At 67.1% G+C, this 19,032-nt stretch carries 18 protein-coding genes; 9 read left to right on the forward strand and 9 right to left on the reverse strand.

Annotated features, from left to right (window positions below):
- Positions 1-62: 62 nt before the first annotated feature.
- Positions 63-1,013 (reverse strand): carbohydrate kinase family protein, encoded by a 951-nt coding sequence (locus ACSUZC_RS01920; protein ID WP_439031254.1) that lies wholly within the window; start codon positions 1,011-1,013, stop codon positions 63-65.
- The gene (locus tag ACSUZC_RS01925; RefSeq protein ID WP_439031255.1) at positions 1,010-1,669 is read right to left on the reverse strand and encodes a class II aldolase/adducin family protein; all 660 of its coding nucleotides are present in this window, start codon (positions 1,667-1,669) and stop codon (positions 1,010-1,012) included. The genes ACSUZC_RS01920 and ACSUZC_RS01925 overlap by 4 nt, the downstream gene beginning before the upstream one ends.
- 207 nt (positions 1,670-1,876) lie before the next feature.
- On the opposite strand from ACSUZC_RS01925, the gene ACSUZC_RS01930 reads away from it, so the two are divergent.
- Both ACSUZC_RS01930 and ACSUZC_RS01935 read left to right on the forward strand, forming a co-directional pair.
- Positions 1,877-2,329: a MaoC family dehydratase gene (locus ACSUZC_RS01930; protein ID WP_439031256.1), complete on the forward strand. Its 453-nt coding sequence runs from the start codon at positions 1,877-1,879 to the stop codon at positions 2,327-2,329.
- Positions 2,326-3,210, forward strand: a complete 885-nt coding sequence (locus ACSUZC_RS01935) for an HpcH/HpaI aldolase/citrate lyase family protein (protein ID WP_439031257.1) — start codon at positions 2,326-2,328, stop codon at positions 3,208-3,210. Before ACSUZC_RS01930 ends, ACSUZC_RS01935 begins: the two co-directional genes overlap by 4 nt.
- A 66-nt stretch (positions 3,211-3,276) precedes the next feature.
- On the opposite strand, the gene ACSUZC_RS01940 is transcribed toward ACSUZC_RS01935, so the two are convergent.
- Genes ACSUZC_RS01940 through ACSUZC_RS01965 form a run of 6 tightly spaced genes read right to left on the reverse strand, consistent with a single transcriptional unit; the run spans position 3,277 to position 10,261 of the window.
- A complete protein-coding gene (locus ACSUZC_RS01940; protein WP_439031258.1) occupies positions 3,277-3,870 on the reverse strand; it encodes a MarR family transcriptional regulator in 594 nt (197 codons plus the stop codon).
- Between the two features lie 19 nt (positions 3,871-3,889).
- Positions 3,890-4,867, reverse strand: coding sequence for a DUF7064 domain-containing protein (locus ACSUZC_RS01945; RefSeq protein WP_439031259.1), 978 nt, complete (start codon positions 4,865-4,867; stop codon positions 3,890-3,892).
- Between the two features lie 19 nt (positions 4,868-4,886).
- Positions 4,887-5,966 (reverse strand): zinc-binding dehydrogenase, encoded by a 1,080-nt coding sequence (locus tag ACSUZC_RS01950; protein ID WP_439031260.1) that lies wholly within the window; start codon positions 5,964-5,966, stop codon positions 4,887-4,889.
- Positions 5,967-5,985: 19 nt separating this feature from the next.
- A complete protein-coding gene (locus ACSUZC_RS01955) occupies positions 5,986-7,419 on the reverse strand; it encodes an aldehyde dehydrogenase (RefSeq protein ID WP_439031261.1) in 1,434 nt (477 codons plus the stop codon).
- Between the two features lie 23 nt (positions 7,420-7,442).
- Complete coding sequence (locus tag ACSUZC_RS01960; protein ID WP_439031262.1) at positions 7,443-8,666, reverse strand: NAD(P)/FAD-dependent oxidoreductase; 1,224 nt, start codon at positions 8,664-8,666, stop codon at positions 7,443-7,445.
- Entirely contained in the window at positions 8,663-10,261 is a 1,599-nt protein-coding gene (locus ACSUZC_RS01965; RefSeq protein ID WP_439031263.1) for a pyruvate, phosphate dikinase, read from the reverse strand. The genes ACSUZC_RS01960 and ACSUZC_RS01965 overlap by 4 nt, the downstream gene beginning before the upstream one ends.
- 202 nt (positions 10,262-10,463) lie before the next feature.
- On the opposite strand from ACSUZC_RS01965, the gene ACSUZC_RS01970 reads away from it, so the two are divergent.
- The 3 genes from ACSUZC_RS01970 (at position 10,464) to ACSUZC_RS01980 (ending at position 14,644) form a co-directional block, all read left to right on the forward strand.
- Complete coding sequence (locus ACSUZC_RS01970; protein WP_439031264.1) at positions 10,464-11,780, forward strand: hypothetical protein; 1,317 nt, start codon at positions 10,464-10,466, stop codon at positions 11,778-11,780.
- 61 nt (positions 11,781-11,841) lie between these two features.
- Complete coding sequence (locus ACSUZC_RS01975) at positions 11,842-12,843, forward strand: DUF7064 domain-containing protein (RefSeq protein WP_439031265.1); 1,002 nt, start codon at positions 11,842-11,844, stop codon at positions 12,841-12,843.
- Positions 12,844-12,883: 40 nt separating this feature from the next.
- On the forward strand, positions 12,884-14,644 hold the full coding sequence (locus tag ACSUZC_RS01980; protein ID WP_439031266.1) for a PEP-utilizing enzyme: 1,761 nt from the start codon (positions 12,884-12,886) through the stop codon (positions 14,642-14,644).
- 37 nt (positions 14,645-14,681) lie between these two features.
- On the opposite strand, the gene ACSUZC_RS01985 is transcribed toward ACSUZC_RS01980, so the two are convergent.
- Complete coding sequence (locus ACSUZC_RS01985) at positions 14,682-15,680, reverse strand: helix-turn-helix transcriptional regulator (protein ID WP_439031267.1); 999 nt, start codon at positions 15,678-15,680, stop codon at positions 14,682-14,684.
- A 164-nt stretch (positions 15,681-15,844) separates the two neighbouring features.
- Between ACSUZC_RS01985 and ACSUZC_RS01990 the strand changes: the two genes are divergently transcribed.
- From ACSUZC_RS01990 to ACSUZC_RS02005, 4 genes are read left to right on the forward strand one after another with little or no spacing between them, the layout of a single operon-like run.
- Positions 15,845-16,261: a PEP-utilizing enzyme gene (locus ACSUZC_RS01990; RefSeq protein WP_439031268.1), complete on the forward strand. Its 417-nt coding sequence runs from the start codon at positions 15,845-15,847 to the stop codon at positions 16,259-16,261.
- 6 nt (positions 16,262-16,267) lie between these two features.
- Positions 16,268-17,599, forward strand: a complete 1,332-nt coding sequence (locus tag ACSUZC_RS01995; RefSeq protein WP_439031269.1) for a hypothetical protein — start codon at positions 16,268-16,270, stop codon at positions 17,597-17,599.
- A gap of 15 nt (positions 17,600-17,614) precedes the next feature.
- Positions 17,615-18,811: a cytochrome P450 gene (locus tag ACSUZC_RS02000; protein WP_439031270.1), complete on the forward strand. Its 1,197-nt coding sequence runs from the start codon at positions 17,615-17,617 to the stop codon at positions 18,809-18,811.
- A gap of 3 nt (positions 18,812-18,814) precedes the next feature.
- Positions 18,815-19,006: a ferredoxin gene (locus ACSUZC_RS02005; protein ID WP_439031271.1), complete on the forward strand. Its 192-nt coding sequence runs from the start codon at positions 18,815-18,817 to the stop codon at positions 19,004-19,006.
- Positions 19,007-19,032: the final 26 nt, after the last annotated feature.

Here is a 19,032-nt window from a genome sequence, read left to right on the forward strand (position 1 = left end):
CCAAACAGCGGCAGTCACCACACAGCGGGAACCACCGAACAGGTGCGCCGCTCATGCTGGGTTCACGAGGGCCGACGCGCCTCCACGAACGTCTCGATCGCGGCGAAGTCGTAGGAACTCGCCGCGGTGCCGATGCCCTGTGCGACGTGCGCCGCGACGGCACAACCGAACTCGGCGGCGGCGGCGAGGTCGAACCCCCGGTGCCGCGCGGTGATGAACCCGGCGGAGAACGAATCGCCGCACCCCGTCGTGTCGACGACGTCCACCGCGAAAGCGGGGACCGAGACCACCTCGTTGTTCGTCACGACCAGAGCGCCGTCGGCTCCTCGGGTCAGCGCGACACACCCGACGCCGCGCGCCAGGAGCGATCGCGCACCCGCTTCGAGGTCGCCAGACCCGGTCAGGCCACGGACCTGCTCGTCGTTGGGTAACAGGTGGTCGATATGCGGCAGCGCCTCGCCGATCCACTCGAGAAGACCCGGGTCGCCGCCCGAGAGCAGATCGACCGACGTGGTGATACCGCGGTCGCGAGCTCGGCCGAGGAGTTCGGCCGCGACCGGTCCGCCGAGGAACTCCGGGCCTCCGAGGTGTAGATGATCGAGCCCGTCGAGCGCGTCCGGCCCGAGGTCGTCGAGGCCGAACCGGGCGTTGGCGCCGATGCAGTGCCACGCCGGACGGTCCCCGTTGGGGCGCACGGGGATCACCGACGACGAGGTCTGGATGTCCGGTTTGGCGACGAGCCCGCGTGTGTCGACGCCCTCGGCCACCAGCAGATCGGTCAGCGACCCGCCGATGGGGTCGGTGCCGATCGCGCCGAACGTGCGGACCGCTGCACCGAGCCGACTCAGCACGAGGGCCGTTCCGCCCGCGGTACCGGCCGCGGAGAAGGAGATGGTCTCGACCAGCGCGCCGTCGGAACCCTCGGGTATGGACTCGATCCCGATGACGTGGATGTCGAGCACCTGGACGCCGACGGTGGCGATCGAAAGCGGCGGTGGCAGTTCGGTGTTCACGTTCGGTTCTCCTTCGGGCTCCCGTACTCCAGCCGGATCGCCTGGGTGATCGCGGCTTCTTGTTCGTCGGCGGTGAGTGCGCGAGGGCGACCCATGCTGCTGGTCCGGTGATATAGAGTGGCCAGCCATTCCAACAGCAGCGCATTGTCGACGGCGTGCGCGAGCCCGGAACCCCGTGCCACCGACCCGTGATTCGCCATCAGCGCCACCTGTGAACCGGCCAGCGCGGCGGCGACGGTCTCGGCCAGCTCGGGACTGCCGAACGTGGCATAGGGCGCGATGGGTATGGCCCCGCCGAGACCCAGCTGTTGGTAATGAAGCACCGGCAGCGACGTCAGGCCGTCGACGCACGCGACCGCCGAGCTGAACGGTGCGTGGGTGTGCACGACCGCCTGCGCATCGGTTCGCTCGTACACCCGGAGGTGCAGACCGAGCTCGGACGAGGGCCGGACCTCGCCGAGCACGACGTCGCCGGCGAGGGTAACCACGGTCACGTCGTCCGTCGAGCACTCGGCCAGGACGACACCTGTGCCGGTGACCGCGACTCGGTCGCCCGTTCGCGCCGACACGTTGCCCGACGTCCCGATGAGCAGACCCTCGGCAGCCAGCCGCCGGGCGGCGTCGGCGACCTGCTCGCGCAGGAACGCGTCGCTCATCGACCCACTGGGCTCTCGGCTCGTCCGTCGTCGGCGTCAGTTCTCATGCTTTCCCGCTCCTCTGCTCCCCCGATCACCGTCGAGAATCATCTCTCGGGCACGCGGAGAGCACGGGGAAAACGTCGAAGCCGACGAGAGAGGGGTAGGTTGACCCTACCGTTTTATGGTCGTACCATTTGCAGAACTGTCGAGTGCGAGGAGTTGACTGTGCCTGGAGTCTGGTTCGATGAGCTATCGGTGGGGCAGAAGTTCGACCATCCGATCCGGCGGACGGTGACGGAGACGGACAATGTGCTCTTCACCGCCATGACCCACAATCCCGCGTTGCTCCATCTCGACGAGGAGTACATGAAGGGAACGCCGTTCGGCCAACGCATCGTCAACAGCGCGTTCACGCTCGGTCTGATGGTCGGTATCTCGGTCGGGGACACCACGCTCGGGACCGCGGTCGCCAACCTCGGATGGGACGAGGTGCGATTCCCCAAGCCCCTGTTCCACGGGGACACCATCCACGTCGTGACCGAGGTCATCGAACTGCGTGACTCGAAGTCACGTCCCGATCAGGGGATCGTGACCTTCCTGCATCAGGCGTTCAACCAGCACGACGAACTCGTGGCCTCGTGCAAGCGGAGTGGACTCCAGCGGAAGAAGCCGGCATGACGACACCCATCCGTTCGCTTCTCTTCGTGCCGGGGGATAGCGAGAAGAAGCTGTCGAAGGTCGAGACCTCGACCGCGGATGCGATGATCCTCGACCTCGAAGATGCGGTCAGCGCGGGCCGTAAGACCGTCGCCCGGCAGCTCGTCGCCGAGTTCATCGGCAGCCGGAGCGGTGCGGAGGCCGGCCCGCGGCTCTGGGTGCGAATCAATCCGATCGACACCGACTCTGCACTGCTCGACCTCGCCGCGGTCGTGCCCGCCGGTCCCGCCGGTGTCATGATCCCCAAGATCGACGGACCCGCGGACGTCATCCGGGTCCACCACTACCTCGAAGCTCTCGAGGTGGCGCACGGTATCGCGCGGGGAGCGATCCGCGTCCTGCCTGTGGCCACCGAGACCGCGATCGCACCGTTTCGTCTCGGCGACTTCGCGACTGCGGGGATCGAACGGCTCTACGGGCTCACGTGGGGTGCCGAAGACCTCAGTGCGGCACTGGGCGCGTCGACCAACCTCGCGCCGGACGGCGGGTGGGCGAACACCTATCAGCTGGTGCGGTCGCTGACCTTGATGGCCGCTCGTGCCGCCGACGTGGAGGCGGTCGAGACGCTCTATGTCGACATCCGCGACGAGGCGGGGCTCGAGCAGTCCTCGCGGCGGGCGCGAGCCGAGGGTTTCAGCGGGAGGATCGCCATCCACCCGGGGCAGGTAGACATCATCAACGCCGCGTTCACCCCGTCTGCCGACGAGGTGGAGTACGCGACCCGGGTGGTCGAGGCCTTCTCCGTCGACGTCGGGACCGTCTCACTGGACGGAAAGATGCTCGATCTGCCGCACCTCAAGCAGGCGCAGCGCGTCCTCGCACTGGCGTGCGAGAAAAAATGATGCGGGGGAAATCGCTTCCCCCGCATCATGATCGCGCTTCCACAAACGGCCCGCGCGCCGGCCGCGTCACTCGTCGTCGTCGGTGCGCGCCCGGCCCAGGGTCAGCAACAGGTCCTCGTGGAGTTCCATCCAGACGTCGTGATAGGAACCCGACATCGGGCGCGCGAGGGCCGAGGTCTCGCCGCTCCGGAACGCCTCGAGTGCCCGGGTGAAGCGAGGACGGTAGGTGGTCATCCTGGGCACCGACGCGCCGGCGAGGTCCAGCACCTCGGCCACACTCTCGTCGATGGCGAGCAGACCCGGCAGCACGACCGAGGTGTCACCGTCGGCCTCGGTCTGCCATCTGGTCGTCAGCGCCTTGAACTCCCGGTTGGGGCCGAGAAAGGCGTCATAGGCGCGCGACAATCCGGCCGTGTCACCCGGGACATGCGCGCCGCGCAGGTCCTCGTGGCGGGTGCGTCCGCCTGCGGTGAGCATGTAGCCCTGCACCCGACCGCCGGACCGTTTGCGCGCCTGCTCCCGTTCTACGGCGGTGTCGAGGACCTCGGTCACCAGGTCGACGTCGAGACCGGTGGCCTCCGCGATCTCGTCGGGCTGGGTCATGCCCTTGATCCGCAGTGCGTGGAGGACCTCGAACTCGTCTTTGTCCGTGTAGCTCATCGTTTCCTTCTTCCAGGGATCAGTCGCGGTCGAGGGTGAGCGCGTTGCGCTCGCCGACACCGACTCCGTCGGTGCGGTGGTGGGCGATGTACTCGGGCGGCCAGGCGCATTCGATGTACCCGACGCCCTCCACGCCGTCGACCGTGGTGAACATCGCCGCCTCGTGGATCCAGAGCCGTGGACTGACCGGCCACTGCAGGTCGGCTCCCTGTCGGCACGTCACCTCAGTGCGACGACCCTCGTCGTCGTGGATCGTCGCGCGGACCTCCGTGTGCACGAATCGTTCGTCGAAGGTCATGTCGGCGTCCATATCGGTGATCGTCGCGATCACGCCGTCCTTCTGGACGTACCCGTGGAGGGTGGTCTTGCCGAAGTACTGCAGTTCCATCGCGTGAATGGCGGTGTCACCCTCGGTCAGGATGTTCCACCATTTCCAGTGCGTCGCGCCGCCCCAGTCGCGCATGCCCCACGAATGGTCTCGGTGACCGAACCCGTCGAGCGCGTGCTCGGTGCCGTCGATGGCCAGGGTGCCCACCACGTGACCGCCCTGTTCGGTGCGGTCCCAGGCCAGCCACTGCGGGCAGCCGTTGCGGTTCGCGGCGAATCCGAAGGACGGATTCAGCCCGGTCCAGTCGTACTCGACCGACACGCGGTCACCGTGAAAGGCGATGGTGGACTTCATCATGTCGTCGGAGAGCGTCAACCGGCCCGGCCCGACCCGCCAGTCGTCGAACCCCATGGAGTCCGGCACGCCGATGTTGTCGTGGACCTCGAAGATCGGTTCTCCGACGCCTGGTCCGAAGACGATCAGTGCCGAACCCGCCCTGGCCTGCCCGTCCGGTCCCTGGGCGTGCACCCAGGTGTAGAAGATGATGCCCAATTGGGCGGACGGGATCGGCACGAGGTAGGCCAGTGATTCGCGGACGTCGGGATGCGCGTCGGCGTCGTAGAAGATGTGCCGGCGCTCGGCGCCGTTGTCGAGGAGCGTGATTCCCATGTTCTTCCTTCCGATCTGGTCAGGGCTGGGTGGTGAGAACGATGCGCAGGGCCTCACCGGACTGCTGTTTGGCGACGACCTCGTTGATCTCCGAGAGGTCCGCGGTCCCGGTGATCAGCTTCTCGACCGGCAGGCGTCCGGCACGCCACAGTCCGACGAGCATCGGCAGATCGCGGTGCATGCTGATGCCGCCGTGAAAGCTCCCGGTCAGCTTCTTGTCGTCGTGGAACAGTTCGTAGGCGTTGATCTCGACGGTCTGGTCGGGACGGCCGGCGCCCACGACCGTCACCGTGCCGCCCCGCCGAACGGCCTTCCACGCTCCCGCGACCGTGGTGGGAGCGCCGACGGCGTCGATCACCACGTCGAGTCCGGACAGTTCGGCGAGCCCGTCGGGTGCGACACCCTCCGTCGCGCCGACCTCGATCGCCAACGCCCGCCGCTCCGGCATCGGGTCGATGGCCACGACGCGAGCCGCACCGGCGACCACCGCACCCATGACCGCATTCAGTCCGACTGCACCGCATCCGATCACGGCGACATCGTCACCGGGTTGCACGTGCGCGCTGCGGAGAGCCGCGCCGACGCCGGTCGGTACCGCGCAGCCCATCATCGCCGCGACCGGGAACGGGACGTCGTCGTCGATGCGCACGACTGCGTTCGCGGGTACGACGGTGCGTTGCGCGAAGGTCGAGGTGGCCATGCCCTGGTGGATGGTGGTGCCGCCGACGCTGAGCGGCGACGCCCACGCCGCGCCCTTCCCGGCGCGCTTGTCCGCCGAGGAACGACGGTTGGCGCACAAGTAGTCGTCACCACGCCGGCAGGGCGCGCACTTCCCGCAGGGTGGGACCCAGACCAGAACGACATGGGCGCCGACGTCGATCGTGTCGACGCCGTCACCGATCGCCGACACCACCCCCGCCCCCTCGTGTCCGAGGACCACCGGGGTCGGTTGTCCGAACGCGGTGGTGAGGGACAGATCCGAGGCGCACACACCACAGGTGTGCAGGTCGACGGCCACCTGTCCGGGCGCCGGCGCCGCCACATCGATCTCCTGGACTTCGAAGGGCTTGCCCGGACCCCACATGACTGCTGCTCTCATCAGACTCTCTTCTCGATGTTCAGGACGGGTAGTGGATCGACGTGTACTGGAGGTAGGCGGTGAGGCCCTCCATGCCGAATTCGGTTCCCAGGCCGCTGTCCTTGTGCCCGCCGAAGGGTGCGACCGCGTTGGACCCGTAGTGGTTGATGCCGACGTTGCCCGTCTCGAGTCGTTGCGCCACAGCGCTCGCACGGTCCGGGTCCGTGCCGAACACCGTTGCCGCGAGGCCGTATTCGGATGCGTTGGCAATGGCGACGGCATCGTCGACGTCGCGGTAGGCGATCACTGACAGGACCGGACCGAAGATCTCCTCGCGTGCGATCGTCATGTCCGGTGTGACATGGGCGAAGACAGTCGGTTCGACAAAGAAGCCCCGGTCGAAGCGCGTCGACACGTCGCCGCCCGTCACGGGTTTCGCGCCCTCGGCGTGGCCCGAGGCGAGGTAGCCGGCGACGCGGCTTCGCTGTCGGTCCGACACGAGGGGACCGAAGAACGTCGCCGGGTCGAACGGATCGCCCATCGGTGCCGCGGACACGATGTCCGCTGCCAGCGAGGCGATCTCCTCGTGTAGATCGGCGGGTACGAGTAACCGGGTGCAGGCCTTGCAGGTCTGCCCGGTGTTCCGCATGGAGACCCGCAGCAGGTTCTTCGCGAAGACATCGCGGTCGAAATCGTCGAGGACGATGGCGGGTGACTTGCCGCCGAGTTCGAGCGTCACCGACCGCAGCCGCTCTCCGCACTCTCGTGCGATCCAGCGGCCCACCTGCGTCGAGCCGGTGAACGATATCTTGTCCACGCCCGGGTGCCGCACCAGTGCGCTCCCGGCCCGCGTCGAACCCGTGACCAGATTGACCACCCCGTCTGGAATACCGGCTGCGACAACGGCATCCATCAACGCCCGAGTGGCCATCGGAGTCTCGGGAGCGGGTTTGACGACCACCGTGCACCCGGCGAGGAGGGCAGGCCCCAGCTTGATCATGATCAGACCGAGGGGGAAGTTCCACGGTGTGATCAGACCCGCCACGCCGACCGGCACCCGGCGCACGACGGTGTGGCCCGGTGCCATGGGGTTCGGCCGATCATCCGGTGCGGCGAGCGTCTCGGCCAGGCCGGCGGTCAGGCGCAGGTGGGCGGCGCTGTGCGCGGGTGCCGCCCCGCTCTCGGCGATGGGCGTGCCGTTCTCGGTCGTGATGATGCGGGACAATTCGTCGGCGCGGGCGTCAAGCTCGTCGGCGAGTCGGCGGAGCACGGCCGCACGGTCGGCGGGGGCGGTCGCCGCCCAGGCCGGGAACGCCGCCCGGGCCGCCAGGACCGCGTCGTCGATGTCCTGCTCGTCCCCGTCCGGGACCGACGCCCAGATCTCCTCCGTCGCAGGGTTGAGGATGGACGTGCGGTCGGGGGAGTGCGACCGCACCCAGCGGCCGCCGATGAATACGTCGTCATGGTGCTGCATGAAGGTCTCCTCGGGTCGCGATGTCACAGTGCGGCGGCCGCGTTGCGCTTATCGGCGAAAGCCAGTGCCTTGTCCCAGGTGCCGCGGCGGGAGATCTGAACCCGGTACTTCATGATGTCACCGCGCCGGTTGACCGCCAGGGCGCCGATGAGGCGGTCGCCGTCGCGATAGAGGGCGACGAGTTCATCGGAGTCCCAGCCACCGCTGACCACATGCGGCTCGCCGATCGCGAGGCCGGCGAACTGGATGCGGTGCCCGTACCAGTCCGACCAGAAGTAGGGAACATGGCCGTAGGGGGTGGCGTCACCGGGGGCCAGGAGGTTCTCCATCGCGTGGACCGCCTGCTCACCGGCATTGGTCCAGTGCTCGAGTCGCATCGGCACGTCGAACAGTGGATTGGCCCACCGCGCGACGTCTCCGGCAGCCCAGACGGACTCGTGGGCGCGCAAGGTCTCGTCGCAGACGACACCGTTGGCGATCTCCAGGCCCGAGTCCGCGAGCCATTCGGTCGACGGGTCCGCGCCGATGCCGACCACCACGAGGTCGGCGGGGATCTCGGAACCGTCGGCGAGCCGGACTGCCTCGACGCGATCGTCGCCGACGACGGCCGACACGGCCACTCCGCAACGCAGTTCGACGCCGTTGCGAGCGTGCATGCGGGCGAGACCCGCTCCGGCGGCCTCACCGACGGCCCGGACGAGAGGAGTGGGTGCCGCTTCCAAGATGACCGGCTCGAGCCCACGTTTGACCGCTGCCGAGGCCACCTCGGCGCCGATGAAGCCGGCGCCGATGATCACCACCCGGGCGCCGGGCCGGAGTCCGTCACGGATGGCCCGCGCGTCGTCGAGGTCACGGAGTACGTGCACGCCGCGCAGCTGGTCGGTCCCGGGGAGCCGTCGGGCCCGGACCCCGGTGGCGATCAACACGGAGTCGTAGTCGACGTCGCCGTTGGTCGTGTGCACGACGCGCCGGGCGAGATCGAGACCCGTTGCCCGGGTGCCCATCTGGAGGTCCACGCCGGTGGTGCCGGCGAGATCGGCACTCTCCGGGAACTCGTGTGCGGAGGTCTGCGGTCCGTCGGCGAGGAACTCCTTCGACAACGGGGGCCGGTCGTAGGGGAGATGGGGCTCGTCCCCGATCAGTGTGAGGCGGCCGGTGAATCCGACCTCGCGGGCCGTCTGCACGGCACGCAGACCGGCGAGGGAGGCGCCGACGACGACCACGTGTCCCGGCCCGGAGACTGTCATGCCGGTGTCGCCTGACGCTCGCGTGCCCAGTCCTCGATGCGCTCGAGTTGCGGAAGCCGCTCGGCGACAGCTCCTTCGATCTCCTCCGACGAGCCGGCGACTTCGCCGACCCACACGCAACCGGCGGCGCCGTCGATGGTGATGACCTCACCCGCGCGGACCACGACCCCGTCCTCGGACCGGACCTCGTCGCCGTCGATGACCAGTGAATCGGCGCCGACCACGGCCGGGACCCCCCAACCACGGGCGACGACCGCCGCATGGCTTACGAGACCTCCACGTGTGGTGAGGATTCCGACCGAGGCCGACATGCCGGCGACGTCTTCGGGACTGGTGCTCGTGCGGACCAGGATGACGTCGTCGTCGGCGCACATCGCATCATCGGCGGTCAGGACGATGCGGCCGGTGACACGTCCGGGCGACGCACCGAGACCGCTCGCCAACAGGGTGATCTCCTCGCCGGGGTTGTGAGCTTGGGCGGCGACCTCCGCCCGCGCCCGTGCCCGGAGTGCCTCCGGTACCCGATCGAGGACCTCGGCGGGAGTCAGTGCGATGTCCGGGTCGTCGGCGAGATCGACCGCGATGCGTACGGCGGCCACCGCGCCGCGCTTGCCGATCCTGGTCTGCAACAGCCAGAGCCGGCCGTTCTCGACGGTGAACTCGACATCGCAGACGTCGCGGTAGTGCAATTCGAGACGCCGCAGGGCGGTCAGGAGGTCGGCGTAGGCGTCGGGCTGGTGTTCGGCGAGGAAAGCCAGCGGCTTGGTTCTCGTCGTGCCGGCCACCACGTCCTCACCTTGCGCGCAGGGTAGGTAGTCGCCGAACGGCCTGGCCTCGCCGGTCGACGGGTCGCGGGTGAAGACGACCCCTGTCCCGGAGTCGGCGCCACGGTTACCGAAGACCATCGCCTGGATGTTGCATCCGGTGCCCATGTTCTCGTCGATGCCCTCGTGCCTGCGGTAGGCACGGGCACGGTCGGAGCCCCAGGACCGGAAGACGGCCTCGATGGCCTCCCGGAGCTGCTGCCCGGGGTCGGACGGCACCGGGCGGCCCGCCTCAGCCGCGATCCGCTGCTTCAGCTCGACGACATGTGTTCGCAAATCCTCGGTGTCGGCACCCTCCGGGAGCTCCGGCAGGGACTCGGGTGTGACGCCCATGACGGTGTTCGCGAACATCTCGAGGAAGCGGCGGTAACTGTCCCAGGCGAAGCGGTCGTCACCGGAACTGCGAGCAAGTCCCTCGACGGTCTCGTCGTTGAGTCCGAGGTTGAGGACGGTGTCGAGCATTCCCGGCATCGAGACGGGTGCGCCGCTGCGGACGGCGACCAGTAGGGGATCGCCCGGGTCGCCGAGGTGGCGGCCCATGATCTCGCCCAGGCGGCGGACGTGTCCGTCCAGATCGGATTCGAGCTCGGCGGGCCACCCGTTCTCGAGGTAGTCCCGGCACACCGGTACCGCGATGGTGAATCCCGGCGGGACGTTGAAGCCGAGCGCGTTCGTCATCTCCGCCAGTCCGGCTCCCTTGCCTCCGAGGAGGTGGCCGAGTTCACGAGCGGGTACGTGGTGGGCGTGATCGAAGGAGTAGACACCAGTCACGTTTACCTCCGTCTGATTGGTCTGACCGTTTAATGGTTGGCCGTAACCTAGCGCGATGACACCGCTCACGGGAAGCCCTGAGAGTGACGCGACACACACTTCCCCCTTTCGGGGGATGTGCTCCTACGGCGGAGTGGAGCACCCTGACGTCACCGATCAAATGGTCATTTGATGTGAATGATCAGTCCTTTTGAGGAGAAACATGAGTGACACGACCGAAGAAGCAGTGGATTTCGCGGCGTTCATCGAAAAGTTCATGGCGGAGATTCCGGGAGGGCCCGAAGGCGATGCGATCCTGCGGCGGCGTGACCCGCATCCGTTCGTCGACACCACCGCTGCCGACATCCGTCCGGACTCCCTGGACGACGACCAGATCGACAGCTGGTTCAACTACATGGCCTGGAACCTGTGGGAACTCATCGCCTCACGGTCGACGGAGGGGGAATCCGGCCTGATCCCGCGCCAGGAGTACGAGAGCCTGTCCTTCCTGCAGCAGTGGGACGTCTACCCCGACGCCATGCGTGCCATCACCGAGAAGATCGGCGTCGACGGTCTCGTGGACCTGGGCAGCGTCTCCAAGCGGGAGGTCGGTACCAAGGTCAACCACCTCCGAAACTATGCGTGCGCGCTGATGGCCATCCTCGGGCGCGGCGTCGGCGTCACCCTCGAGCTCGTCGACCCGGCCGCGCACCGTGAGGACATCGAGACCTGCATCCAGTTCGGCCGCCGCCTGTGGCACGGCACCTGGGGCGACGGTCCCGGACTCGCCTCCGGTCGCGGGTTCAAACTCCCGCACCTGGACCGCGATATCCTCGATCCCCTTGTTGCCCAAGCGGTATCGGTGGAGGACCCGGACTACCGGGCCGCCTTCCGCCGCTTCAACGCGACGACCGAGCTCTTCGGGTTCATGCTCCATTACGACAACCGGCTCGGCATGGGTGACACCGGCCCGTATCCGCTCCCCGGCGGCGGCTTCGCACTCGTGCGCGATCACTTCCTCCATGAGTCGAACTACCCGTGGGCGACAGTGGCGGAGGGGATGCCCTACGCGGTGACCGAGGTGATGGTGTTCCGCGACGACGACATCGAGGTGACGATCAATGACATCGGCACCACATTCACCACGCCCTCGACCTACCTGGACAGCCTCGACAGGGTCGTCGTTTTCGCACGCGACACCGAGGACACGCCCATGTCGGGACTGCGCGTGGTCGACCGGGACGAGATGCGCTCCATCGCGGCCCAGGCCGAGAAGGGAGTGCTCGACCTTTACCGGATGTACTCGCGGAAGAGTGTCGACGAGAAGATATGGGACGGCATCACCGTGTACTCGCACGACTTCATCCGGCCCATCGCCCAGCGGGCCGGCCTGTGGGACGAGATCCGCAAGGGTGGATTCGACGCACCGACCGAGCTGACGAAGAAAGCGTGGCCACACCTCACCGACGGCAAGGCCGCGGCCGTCTTGGGCCCCGTCTTCATCACCGGCGCCGGCTTCCCTTCGATCACACCTGCCTGACCCACGCCCACACCGGGTTCGCCCCAACGAGTTCGCCTATCAACGGGTTCGAGAGGACAACATGACACACGCATTCACACTGACCGACCGCGACGACCGCAGGCACAAGCTGCAGAACTCCGCCCTCGAGCGCGAGAGCCTCATCTTCATCCTGTTCCTGCCCGACGAGGACATCGGCGTCATCGCCTATACCTGGGTGGACGGCGAGAGCAAGGCGGGTTCGATGGGTCTCGTGTTCGGCCGGAACAACGAGCGCATCGCGCAGTTCCACACCGAGGGAGTCGCCATGGCTCCCGATGCCGACTTCGACGACTGGACCGTGGGACAGATCTCCGTTCGGCACGGCGTGCCCCACGAGGATGCGCGTGTGCGGTTCGAGCACGGCGACGTGGCCCTCGACTACCGATTCGAGGCGACCACCAAGCCGTTCACCTACCACGACAACGCCGACGGGTGCCCCAACTGGCTGGCCGACAACCGGCTCGAGCAGAGTGGTCTCGCGAAGGGAACGCTCCGGATCGGTGATCGGATGATCGAATTCGACACGACCGGCCATCGTGACCACTCGTGGGGCCGTAGGGACTGGACCGCCATCCACCAATACCGTTGGGTCAACGTCCAGTCGGGCCCCGACATCGCGATCAACTTCCTCGAGGGCGCCGCCCTCGACCAGCACTACCAACTCGGGTACGTCGACCGCGACGGCGAGCAGTCGCCGATCCGCTCGATCAGCGTCGACATCGATCGCGACCTCGAGCACTACTCCTACACCTCGGCCAGGTTCGTCCTCGTCGACGAACTCGATCGTGTCACCGAGATCGAGGCCGATCATCGTGATGCGCTCGCCGTATGGCCGGCGGGCGGGTTGCAGTCACACGACGCCGGAGGGCCCTGCCTGGTCGCCGGACGCCCGGGGCGTATCCACATCGAAGAAGGGTGGCGACCGGATTTCGTCGAGCAGCAGAAGACGATGCTCGCCGAGCGGTTCGACTCCGACGCCGACCGTGCGGTGCTCACGGTCAACCGTGGCGTCGGAGTCCTCGACGACTCGCTGGTCCGATGACGCCGCCGATCCCGACATTCGCGTCGAAGGGGAACAAGTCATGACAACCACGAACGCAGCGTCAGACGACGCCGAGACCCTCGTCCGCATCGGTACCGGCATCGCGGTGATCGAGGACTCCGCGGTGATCGAGGGGCCCACGATCTGGCTGGACTCACCGGAGGCGGTGATGGAATTCGTCGACCGCGACGACGTCGACGACCACATCGTCATCGCCCGGGGTGGGACCACGACCTTCCTGACCCCCGCGCTCGTCGCGGGACCGAAGGGGATACTCACCCTGCAGGGTGCGCCGACGAGCCACCTCGGAATCGTCTCCCGCGAGTACGGAATTCCCTGCATCATGTCGGTCGCGTTCGGCGCGGGCGAGGAGAACACTCGGGGCGAGATCGTCCCGGCCGACGGAACCGTTGTCCGGCTGGACATCTCGGCGCCGCCGCGTGGGGTCGTCCTGGCGAAGGGGCTCGCCGACGCTGCCACGGTCGAGGGCGGACCGGAACAGGGGGCCGAGGACGCGACCGCTTCTGTCCCGACCGACGCCAACGGCGTGCCCGGTGGCACTGCGGGGCACGAGATCAAGGCCGCCGGACTGTCCACCGGGGTCCTCGAACTCACCGACGAGTCACTTGCCCGCGACCTGACCACGGCCGAGGCGAATGACCTCCTCGACTACTACGGATGGAATCTGTGGGACATCCTGGCCGCCCGGATCAGTGAAGGCGAGTCCGGCCTCGTCCCCCGTCAGGAGTACGAGGTCATGGGTACGTTCCTGCAGTGGCAGCGGCATCCGCGTTTTCATCGGATGATCACCGAGGCCGTGGGTGTGGACGGACTCCGGGAGATCGGTTCGCGAATCCGCCACGAGATCGGTACCAAGCTCAACCCGTTGCACATCTGGGCAGCGGGAGTGCCGTCTGCTCTGGGACGGGCGATCGCCGTCGACCTCGGGTTGGAGACCGCGGGCGAGCGTGCGGATGACCTGAAGGGCGCGATGCAGTTCACTCGGCGCCTGTACCGGGGGATGTGGGGGGACACCGGACCGATGTTCACCTCGGCGCGCGGATACCAGGCGCCGCTCCTCGACGACGAGTGGGTCACCCGGTTCATCGACGAGAAGACCGCACTCCCCGACGACCCGCAGGCGCGCAAGGCGTTTCAACGCTTCAACGGCAGTACACAGCTGGCGTCGTTCCTGTTGCACTTCGACTGCCGTAACGGTGTCGCCGACACAGGTCCCTACCCGCTGCCCGGCGGTGGCTGGGCATTGGTCCGCGATCACATCCTCAACGATCCGGGCTACCCGTGGGCGGATGCGGTCGGCGACCTGCCGTGGTCGGTGACGCTCGTGATGTTCTTCGAGGGCGAGCAGGAGATCAACAGTCGAGTGGTCGACATCGGGACGATGTTCACCGAACCCGCCAACTACCTCAAGCACCTGACCGGGTACGCGGTGTACCTCCGTGAACGTGAGGACTCACCGGTCTCCGAGATCCGATTACTCGCCGAAGACGAGTTGGAGCCGATCGCGATCCGGGCCGAACAGGGTGCAGCCGCCCTTTACCCGCGCATCGCCGCGATGTCGACGCGCGAGAAGGTGCTGGCGGGCAGTCACGTCTACTACACCGATTTCGTCGGCACGATCGGTAAGGCCGCGGGGATCTGGGACCAGATGCTCGCCGAGGGTTTCTACGACCTCGACGACGCGATCGCCAGAGGATACGGGCCGATCGTCGAGGAGGGGCGCGCGTTCGATCTGCTCGGTCGTTTCTGGGCCAGCAACGAGGGCATGATCCACCTGTAGTGGGTGCGGCGGCGCCCGGACCGGGTGCCGCCGCACCTCACGCGCTCTGCTCGAACAACTGGTGGTACATCGCGCCCGCCCGGGACCGGTTCGGTACCCCCATCTTGCGCATCAGCTTCTTGGCGTGAGTCTTGGTGGTCTCTTCACTGATGTACAGCCGGGCGCCGATCTGTGCGTTGGTCAACCCCATCGAGATGAGCCGCAGAACTTCGCGCTCGCGGTCGGTCAAGGCGTCCAGCCATCCGGCCTGGACCCCCGGGGGAAGTGCGTCGGCGGTCTGCGGCGTGGTGTCGAGGAGGCGGTCCAGCGCGACGCCGATGTTCTCGCAGAACAGCGCGAGGAGGTCGCGATCGAACTCGTCGGTGAGTCCGGTATCCACATTGCGGTCGGCGTGCACCATCGCGGCGACCCGATCGCGAGCGACCACCGGCGCGGCTACGTAGGTCACCGACTGTGAGACGGGCATGATCTGCGGATGAGCTCTCGGACTCGACAGCGCGTCGAGCACGAGGATGGGTCGTCGCTTGCGCACGACGTCCACCTCGAAGAGTTCACGGATCGGCTGATACGGCGGTCCGCCGGCGGCCATCATCGCCTGTGATTCCCGGGGTCCGCTCATGGTGTGTGAACTCCGCGGCACCCACCTTTCGTTCTCCACCCATGAGAACATCACCCGTTCGTAGCCCAGCCCCGACGTCTCGATCGGCACCGACTCGACGAGGTCGTCGAGTGTCCGCGCCGACCGGATCCGGGCGATCTGCTCGGTGACGCGTGCCATCGCCGACCGCTGCCGCGCCAATTGAACCGACAGCATGTCGGCGCGCGCCGCCCGCAGGGTCAGCGTGGCCGCCCGCTGCTCGGCGCCCTCCGGCAGGTCGGACAGACCCCGTTCCAGCGCCGTGATCATCTCCAGCGCGGTCTGCGGGGTGGTGACCCCGCTGGTGACGCGCGACGGTGTCACGGCCAGCTGCAGGGCGGCCTGTTGGATCGCCTCGACGGCCCGACCGACCGCGAGATCCAGCTCATCCCAGCTCATCGATCTCTCCTATCCACCCCGTGTCTCTCCCCGGACTACCCCGAAAGGGGGAAATAGCGGTGAGTCATGGCCAACAGGTTGACCCAAGTGTGACATCCGCTACATGATCTGACCAATTGGTCTAACAATTCGCGACACGTCGCCCCAATGGTAGGAGAAGCACGATGACCAGTAGTGAGACTGTCACCGGCAAGCAGATCGGTGCGGGTGTCAAGGCCTTCACCTCGGCTACGGGAGCAACCGGCAAGATCCGCTTCCTGGATTCGCCGGAGGAGGTGCTGGACTTCATCGACGGGCCGGACGTGGAGAACACCGTCGTGATCTCACGGGGTGGTACGACCACCTTCATGTCGCCGGCGCTGATGGCCGGGGTCGCCGGCCTGATCACCCTGCAGGGTGCCCCGGAGAGCCACCTCGGGATCCTGTCCCGCGAGTTCGGTATCCCGTGCGTGATGTCGACACAGTTCACCGAGGGCATCCAGACCTCGCGCGATGAGACCATCCCCGCCGACGGCACCACCGTCCGACTCGACACGTCGGGCGAGACGGGTCTCGTGTTCCTCGTCGACGAGAAGGCCTGAGCAACCATGTCGACGACCAACCCGGCCTCGGAGACCCCCGCGGACTTCGACCCCACACCCTTCCTGCAGGCGTTCAAGGCGGAGGTGCCCCAGGGTGTGGAGGGCGACCGCCAGATGCGCGAACGCGTGCAACTGCCGTTCATGGACACGACCTCGACCGATGTCCGACTGACGACCCTCGAGGACGAACAGATCAACAGCTGGCTGGACTATGCCGCCTGGAACCTCTGGGACTTCATCCTCGGACGGGCCTCGGAAGGCGAATCCGGGCTCATCCCGCGCCAGGAGTACGAGACCGTCTCGTTCGTCCAGCAGTGGAACAACTACCCGCGGTTCATCCGGATGCTCACCGACGAGATCGGCATCGACGGGCTGCTCGACCTGGCGAAGACCTCCAGCCGGGAGGTCGGCACGAAGATCAACGTCACCCGAAACTGGGCGGCGTCGGTCTGCCCGATCCTCGGTCGCGGTATCGCGATCGAGCTGGGGCAGGACACGGCCCAGAGCCGGCGTGAAGACGTCGAGACGCTGATCCAGTTCGGCCGGCGCCTCCAGCACGGGACCTGGGGCGACGGGCCCGGTTTCGTCTCCGGCCGGCAGTACACCGTTCCCGTACTCGCCGCGGACGTCCTGCAGTCGCTCGTCGACCAGGTCCGGCCGCTGGACGATCCGGACGCGCTGCAGGCGTTCCGACAGTTCAACGCGCGCACCGAGCTCTTCGGCTTCATGCTCCACTACGACTGCCGCGCGGGCATGGCCGACACCGGCCCGTACCCGCTTCCCGACGGCAGGTTCGCCATCGTCCGGGACCACTTCCTGAACGAGACCGCATATCCGTGGGCGGGGGTGGCGCAGGGGCTGCCGTACTGCGTCACCCAGGTCATGGTGTTCTCGGCCGACAAGGTCTCGGCGACGGTCAACGAGATCCAGACGACCTTCAGCGAGCCCTCGAACTACCTCGAATACCTCGAGAGTGGAGTGGTCTTCGCCCGCGACACCATGACGACGCCGATGAGCGAACTGCGTGTGCTCGACGCGGAGGAGATGGCGCGCATCTCCGCGCAGTGCCAGACCGGCACCCTGCAGATGTACAAGACCCTCGCGAAGAAGTCGACCGAGGAGAAGATCCGCGACGGCGTGATGGTCTACACCCGCGAATTCCTGCTCCCGCACGCGTCACGAGTTGGGTTGTGGGACAAGTTCGTCGCCGAGGGCTTCGACACCCTGCACCCGAACGCCGAGGCCGCGTGGCCGACGCTGACGAGCCCGCGCGCCGCTGAGATCCTGACCCCGGTGCTGCTCTTCGGCAACGGATTCCCGCACGTCTCGTCCGACTGACCCTGTGAGGACCGAATGACTGTCGACCAACAGTCCATCGACCTGATGGACCTGGGGCCGTTCATCGACGGCACCGAGAACATGATGCTCGCGCAACTCCGCGAGCACGAACCCCTGCACTGGAACGACGAGGCCGAGGGGCCTGGTTTCTGGTCGGTCACGCGGTACGACGACGTCATCCGCGTCGTGACCGACCCGGAGACGTTCATCAACGGTGACGGCACCCAGATCCTCAGCCGGAAGGTCGAGGGCGGGACGAGCACGGTGCACAACACCGATCCCCCTCGTCACGGCAAGCTCAGGAAACTGGCGGCGCCCCATCTGCGGGCGGTGAGGATCAAGGAGTGGCAGGACGTCATCGACCGGTCCGTCAGCGCGATCCTCGACGACATAGAGGCACGCGGCGAGGTCGAGTTCGTCCATTCGGCGTCGGCGCTCCTGCCCATTCAGGCGCTGGGCCAGGTCCTCGGGGTACCACTCGAGGACTGCGGGCTGCTGCTCGACTGGACGAACCGGGTGGTCTCCGACGACCCGGAGTACATGGTGCGGCCGGACGAGAAGGAACGGGCGCGAGCCGAGATGTTCGCCTACTTCCGCGAACTCAGCGACGAGCGGCGACGGGAGCCCCGCAACGACATCGTGTCGAAACTCGTCCACGCCGAACTCGACGGTGAGCCGCTCCCGTGGGAGGACCTCGCGGCCTACTACTTCGTGCTGGTCGGTGCAGGCAATGAGACGACGCGAAATCTGTTGACGGGCATGATCCTGGCGTTCGACGAGTTCCCGGACCAGTGGGACAAGCTCGTCGCCGACCGGTCGCTGCTGAAGCCCGCGATCGAGGAGATGCTTCGCTACATCACCCCGATCCGGGCGATGCGGCGCACCGCCTCGAAGGACGTCGAGTGGGACGGCCGGACGATCAAGGCCGGCGACAAGGTCGTGTGCTGGTTCCAGGCGGCCAACCGGGATCCGGCGATGTTCCGCGATCCCGACATGGTGAGGATCGACCGCGAGGACAACGAACACGTCGGCTTCGGCTGGGGTATCCACGCGTGCATGGGATCGCACCTGGCGCGTGCCGAGGCGGTGGCCTTCCTGGGGCAGATGCTCGATCGTGGTCTGCGGATCAAGCCTCTTGGCGAGCCAGATCGGTTACACACCAATCAATTCCACGCATTCAAACGCTTGAATGTCCGCGTCGAGAAAGAGTAGACGATGAAAATCCACGTGGACTGGGATCTGTGTGAGGGCCACGGGCAGTGCGAGTACGCCGCCCCGGATGTCTTCACCATCGACGACGACGGCGAGCTCGAGGTGCTCGACGAGACGCCGGGTGAGGATCAGCGCAAACAGGTCGAACATGCGGTGCGCCGCTGTCCGGTACGGGCGCTGTCGGTCGAGGACTGATGTGAGCTGCCGCACTCTATTTGGTC

The sequence above is a fragment of the Gordonia terrae genome, from assembly GCF_051789125.1.
GTDB classification, from domain to species: domain Bacteria; phylum Actinomycetota; class Actinomycetes; order Mycobacteriales; family Mycobacteriaceae; genus Gordonia; species Gordonia terrae_A.